Origin of the sequence: Microbacterium testaceum, from assembly GCF_001476285.1 — a bacterium.
In the GTDB taxonomy this organism is placed as follows: domain Bacteria; phylum Actinomycetota; class Actinomycetes; order Actinomycetales; family Microbacteriaceae; genus Microbacterium; species Microbacterium testaceum_B.
Genome location: NZ_LDRU01000018.1, coordinates 1 through 6,215 on the forward strand (window position 1 = coordinate 1; position 6,215 = coordinate 6,215).

3 protein-coding genes are annotated in these 6,215 nt (G+C 70.8%); 1 reads left to right on the forward strand and 2 read right to left on the reverse strand.

Going from position 1 to position 6,215, the window contains the following annotated elements:
• Positions 1–121 precede the first annotated feature (121 nt).
• Positions 122–1,561, reverse strand: coding sequence for an XRE family transcriptional regulator (locus tag NS283_RS03785; protein ID WP_058595558.1), 1,440 nt, complete (start codon positions 1,559–1,561; stop codon positions 122–124).
• 113 nt (positions 1,562–1,674) lie between these two features.
• Between NS283_RS03785 and NS283_RS03790 the strand changes: the two genes are divergently transcribed.
• A complete protein-coding gene (locus NS283_RS03790; protein WP_058595559.1) occupies positions 1,675–3,558 on the forward strand; it encodes a phosphoenolpyruvate carboxykinase (GTP) in 1,884 nt (627 codons plus the stop codon).
• 582 nt (positions 3,559–4,140) lie between these two features.
• Here NS283_RS03790 and NS283_RS03795 read toward each other — a convergent pair.
• On the reverse strand, positions 4,141–6,006 hold the full coding sequence (locus tag NS283_RS03795) for an ABC transporter ATP-binding protein (protein WP_058595560.1): 1,866 nt from the start codon (positions 6,004–6,006) through the stop codon (positions 4,141–4,143).
• Between the last annotated feature and the right edge of the window lie 209 nt (positions 6,007–6,215).

Consider the following 6,215-nt stretch of genomic DNA (forward strand, 5'->3'; position numbering starts at 1 on the left):
GGGCCGAACTCCTGACTTTCGTCCGTGGGTGGCGCCATCCGGGTCGCCGAAGAAGGACGCCACTCCTTTTCTCAGGAGTTTGGCCCACCGCGCTCGCGGGCCACCGCGTGCGCGGCCCGTCTCAGTCGCCCGCGTGCCGGTCCAGGAACGCGAACACCTCGGCGTCGTCGACGCCGGGGAACATGCCGCGGGGGAGCGGCGAGAACATGTGCCGGTGCACGCGGGCACTCGGCCACGCCTTGCCCGACCAGCGCTCGGCCGCCTCGGAATCGGGGCGACGGCAGCACGACTCGTCGGGGCAGCGTGAGACGCCCCGCGTCGAGGTCTCGCGACCGCGGAACCAGCGCGCGTCGTCGAAGGGCACCCCCACGGTGATCGAGAAGTCGCCGTCGGATGTCGAGCCGGTCTGGGTCGAGCACCAGAACGTCCCGGCGGGGGTGTCGGTGTACTGGTAGTGCTCGGTGGTGCGGTTGTGCTCGTCGAAGGCCGATCGCGCCGAGAACTTCTTGCACACGATCTGACCCTCGACCGACCCGGTGACGTCGGTGGGCAGGGGGAGGCCGTCGTTCTCGTAGACGCGCGAGATGGCCCCGTCGCCGTCGACGCGGAGGAAATGCAGACGGATGCCGAGATGCGCCGTCATGAGATTCGTCATCCGCATCGCGGCGGCCTCGTGCGTGACGCCGAACGCGTCGCGGAAGTCCTCGACGGCGAGGTTGCGGTCCTTCTTCGCCTGAGCGAGGAACGCGACCGAGCTCGTCTCGGGCATGAGGCAGCAGGCGGCGTAGTAGTTGATCTCGAGGCGCTGCTGCAGGAAGTCCGCGTAGTCGGTGGGCGGCCGGTGACCGAGCAGACGGTGCGCCATCGCCTGCAGGGCCATCGAGCGCAGACCGTGGCCACCGGGGATGGATGCCGGGGGAAGGTAGATGCGTCCGTTCTCGAGGTCGGTGACCGAGCGGGCGGAGTGGGGGAGGTCGCTGACGTAGATCAGCTCGAAGCCCAACTGCTCGGCCATGATGCTGACGGTGCGGTGCGTCAGCGCCCCCGTCCCGTGGCCCGCGGCTTTGAGCTGCTTCTCGGCCAGCTTCTCGATGTCCGGCAGGTGGTTGTCGACCGCGCGCATGCGCAGGCGCATCTCGGTGTTCGCGCGTCGGGCTTCTTCGGGGCTCGCGATCGTCTCGCGCTCGCGGCGCTGCAATTCGCGGTGCAGGCCCAGCACCGCCTCGATCGTCTCGTCGCTGGTGCCCTTGGTCACCTTCATGGGAGGGATGCCGAGCTGCTGGAAGAACGGGCTCGACTGCGCGCGCTCGAGCTCGATCTCGAGTGCCGCGCGCCGGTTCGGGGGCTCGGTCGAGAGCAGCTCGGTGACCTCGGTCTCGGTCGCGCGGGCGATTTCCTGCAGGAGGGAGAGCTTCGGCTCGCGCTTCCCGTTCTCGATCAGGCTGAGCTGGCTGCCCGCGACGCCCACCAGCGCGCCGAGCTCATCCAGGGTGAGTCCGCGAGCGAGTCGGTGGTGGCGGATGCGGTGTCCGAGGGTGGTGAGTTCGAGCGACGAGGCCATTCCTTGACCATATCGAAAGATCAGCGGTTTTTATGACTCGATTTTGCCTAAAGATCGGCTGATAGCCCGTCAGAGTAGGGGAACACCACAGAATTCCGCTCAAAGGAGACGACATGGCCCTCGCCGACATCTTCGCCCGCCCTACCGGCCGCGCCGCCGCGACCGCCCCCGTCGCCCGCCCCGGTTACGGCGCGCGTCCTGACGTCGACGGTCCCGGCATGCCCGGCCTCCTCGCCTGGGTCGATCAGGTCGCGGCGCTCACCCAGCCCGATCGCATCCACTGGGTCGACGGTTCCGCCGCCGAGAACGACGCGCTCCTTCGCGAGATGGTCGACGAGGGCAAGCTCATCAAGCTCAACCCCGAGTGGCGCCCGGGCTCCTACCTCGCGCGTTCGCACCCCGGCGACGTCGCCCGTCTCGAGTCGCGCACCTACATCGCCTCCGAGCGCGAAGAGGACGCCGGCCCCACCAACAACTGGATCGCCCCGGCCGAGATCCGCGAGACGCTGAACGGCGTCTTCGAGGGGTCGATGCGCGGTCGGACGATGTACGTCGTCCCCTTCTCGATGGGCGCCGTCGGAGGCCCCCTGAGCCACATCGGCGTCCAGATCACCGACAGCGCCTACGCCGTGGCATCCATCGGCGTCATGACCCGCGTCGGAAGCGCCGTGACCGCGCAGATCGCCGCCGGTGCTCCGTGGGTGAAGACCGTGCACTCGGTCGGTGCGCCGCTCGCGCCGGGTGAGGCCGACGTCGCGTGGCCGTGCAACGACGAGAAGTACATCGTCCACTTCCCCGACACGCTCGAGGTCTGGTCGTTCGGGTCGGGCTACGGCGGCAACGCGATCCTCGCCAAGAAGTGCTTCGCCCTGCGCATCGCCTCCGTCATCGGTCGTGACGAGGGCTGGCTCGCCGAGCACATGCTCCTCATCCGCGTGATCGATCCGAAGGGCAAGGCGTACCACGTGGCCGCCGCGTTCCCCTCGGCGTGCGGCAAGACCAACCTCGCGATGCTCCGCCCCACGATCCCCGGTTGGCGCGTCGAGACCCTCGGCGACGACATCACCTGGATCCGTCCCGGCGAGGACGGGCGCTTGTGGGCCATCAACCCCGAGGCCGGCTTCTTCGGTGTCGCTCCCGGCACCGGTGAGTCGACGAACGTGACCGCGATCGAGACGCTGTGGGGCAACACGATCTTCACGAACGTCGCGCTCCGCCCCGACGGCGACGTGTGGTGGGAGGGCCTGACCGACGAGGCGCCCCCGCAGCTCATCGACTGGGAGGGCAAGCCCTGGACGCCCGCGTCCGGTCGTCCCGCCGCGCACCCCAACTCGCGCTTCACGGTCGGTGCCGCGCAGTGCCCGCAGATCGCGGAGGACTGGGAGGCCCCCGAGGGCGTCCCGCTCGACGTCATCCTGTTCGGCGGACGCCGCGCGACGAACGTCCCGCTCGTCGTCGAGGCCACGGATTGGTCGCACGGCGTCTTCCTCGGCTCGACGGTGTCGTCGGAGAAGACCGCCGCGCAGGAGGGCACCGTCGGCGAGCTGCGCCGCGACCCGTTCGCGATGCTCCCGTTCTGCGGATACAACATGGGCGACTACTTCGGCCACTGGCTGAATGTGGGGCAGAAGCTCCGCTTCGACCGGGCCCCCCGCATCTTCCAGGTCAACTGGTTCCGCAAGGGCGACGACGGCCGCTTCCTGTGGCCCGGCTTCGGCGACAACGCCCGCGTGATCGACTGGATCATCCGCCGCGTCGACGGACAGGTCGACGCCGTGGACAGCCCGATCGGACGCCTGCCCCGCGTGGACGACCTCGACCTGTCGGGTCTCGAGATCCCCGCCGCCGACCTCGACGAGCTGTTCGCGATCGACCGCGACTCGTGGCTCGCCGAGGCCGACCTGACCGAGGAGTTCTTCGACACCTTCGGTTCGCACCTCCCCGCCGCGCTCCGCGCCGAGCTCGCCGCCCTGCGCTACCGCCTGCAGCGCGCCTGAGCCCGCTCGCCCCGCCCGCCTCCCCGCGGTCGGGGCCGAGCCCTTCGAATCCGATGCCCCTCCCGTTCTTGGCGCGCAGGAGGGGCATCGGTACATGCACGCCGGGCGTGACCCCGCGCATGGCGGTCCCGCGGGCCCGAGCCGTCGCGCGGGCGTTGCCGCGGCGCCGGGGCCGTTGCGCTGGCGTTCGCGCGGCGCCGAGCTGTCGCGCGAGCGTTCGCGGCACCGGTTCGTCGCATAAACGCTGTTTGCTCACGGAAACGCGTGGAGAGCGTGTTTCTGTGCGTGGATCGTGTTTATGCGTGCTGGCGGGCGAGCGGCGGCGCGGGAGCCCGCGCGGACGGTGCGGGCGATGCCGGGCGCGTCCGTTCGCCGGTCGGCGATGCCGGGGCGCGTCCGCGCGGGGCGTCCGCGCCGTCGCGGTCACGCATAAACGCTGTCTGCTCACGGAAACGCGTGGAGAGCGTGTTTCTGTGCGTGGATCGTGTTTATGCGTGCGCGCGCGCCAGACCCGAAGCCCCGAGCCGCCCGCGGCCAGCAGCGACCCACCCCGCGCCGGACCGCCGGCCGAAGCCGACCCCGCTACACCAGCAGCTGGTGCTTCGCCAGATCCCGGTACAGGGGAGTGGATGCCACGAGCTCGCTGTGCGTGCCCTGACCGACCACCCGGCCGTTCTCGAGCACCACGATGAGGTCGCTGTCGACGACCGTCGACAGGCGGTGCGCGATGACCAGGAGCGTGCGGTCGGTCGCGACGGCGTCGATCGCCTCGCGCATGCGCTGCTCGTTGACGCCGTCGAGCGACGAGGTCGACTCGTCGAGCAGCAGCACCGGGGGAGCCGCCAGCAGGGCGCGTGCGATCGCGAGGCGCTGACGCTCTCCGCCCGACAGCATCACGCCGTCCTCTCCGACGGGGGCGTCGACGCCGAGCGGGCTCCGCTCGAGCACGTCGCCGAGGTTGACCTCGCGCAGGACGCGTTCGCAGTCGGCGTCGGATGCCGCGGGCGAGGCGAGCCGCAGATTGTCGGCGATCGTGCCGGCCAGGGTCGGGGCGTCCTGCTCGACGTACCCGAAGCGGGCCCGCAGCTCGTCGCGCGCGAGGTCGCGGGCATCCACGCCGTCGACGAGGATCGCGCCGTCGGTCGGGTCGTAGAAGCGCTCGATGAGCGAGAGGATCGTGCTCTTGCCCGCCCCCGACGGCCCCACGAGCGCCACTCGCGACCCGCGGGGCACCGTGAACGACACCCCACGCAGGACCTCGCGGTCGCTCTCGGCGGAAAGGTCCTCCGCCTCGAGGTGCACGTCGGCGAGGACCGAGCGGGCCTCCCGAGCCGCCGCCTCGCGCGCCTTCACGACGTGCTCGGGATAGCGGAACCGGACGTCGCGGAACTCCAGGGCCGCGGCATCCGGAACCGACGTCGCCGCTCGCGGCTGGTCGCCGTCGCTCTCGAGGGGGAGGTCGAGCACCTCCTGGATCCGCCCGAGCGCGCCGAGCGCCTGATTCACCGACGTGATCGCGCCGATCGCGGAGGCGAGGGGCTGCACGAGAAGGAAGAGGAAGATCACGAACGTGACGAGGGACGCGACGTCGATCGCTCCGGATGCCACGCGGTACCCGCCGACGCCCAGCACGACGAGCAGCGACACCTGCAGGGCGACGAAGGCGATCGGCACGATCAGGGCCGACACCCGCGCGATCCGCACCCCGGCGTCGTAGGCGGCGGTCGCCGTCTGCGTCACAGCCGCGGTCTCGCGGTCGGTCGCGCCGGCGGCGCGAATCGTCCGGATCGACCCCACCGCTCGCTCGACCCCCGACGAGAGCTCCCCGACCCGTGCCTGCTGATCGGCCGAGGCCGCACGGATACGCGTGCTGAGCAACACGACCACCGCCAGCGAGGCACCGACGACCACCACGATCAGTCCGAGCAGCAGCGGGTCGATGAACGCCATGGCGATCACCGCACCGACGAGGATGAGCGCGTTGCCGACGGCATCCGCGAATCCCTGGGTGAGGACGGCGTACAGCAGCGTGGTGTCGGTGCCGACGCGCGAGACGATGTCGCCCGTGCGACGGGCGTCGAACTCGCTGATGGGCAGGCGTAGGATGCGGGCGATCAGGCGCTTGCGTGACGAGTACACCACCGCGGTGCCCGTGCGCTGCAGGAGGTAGTGCTGGAAGCCCGAGATGACCGACGACAGCACGACGAAGCCCACGAGCAGCCACACGAGGGTGCCCAGCGGTACGGCGTTCTGCACGCGCGTGATGACCTGGCCGACCAATAGGGGCTGCGCGAGCGTCGCGGCGGCGCCGAGCACGCTGAGCACGGCGACCACGGCGAGGGTGCGCTTGTGCTCGAGCAGGAACGGCAGCAACTGGCGGAACGACGCGCGCGGCCCCTCGGGGGTGCGGCGGCCGCGCCGGCCACGCGCGGGGGCGGGAGAAGACATGCGGACCTCGGGAAAGGAAGATGGGGTGCTTCGACCGTACCCCTCGCCGCCGACACGGCCGGTCGCGCTGGTTCGCCGGTGGACGAAACTCCTGAGAAGCCCTCGGCGGCCGCGCGATGTCAGCCGCGGCCGAGGCCTGACAGCGCAGGAACTCAGGAGTTTGGCCCGCCACGCCCTCAGGCGGCCCCGGCCGCGGCTGACATCGCGCG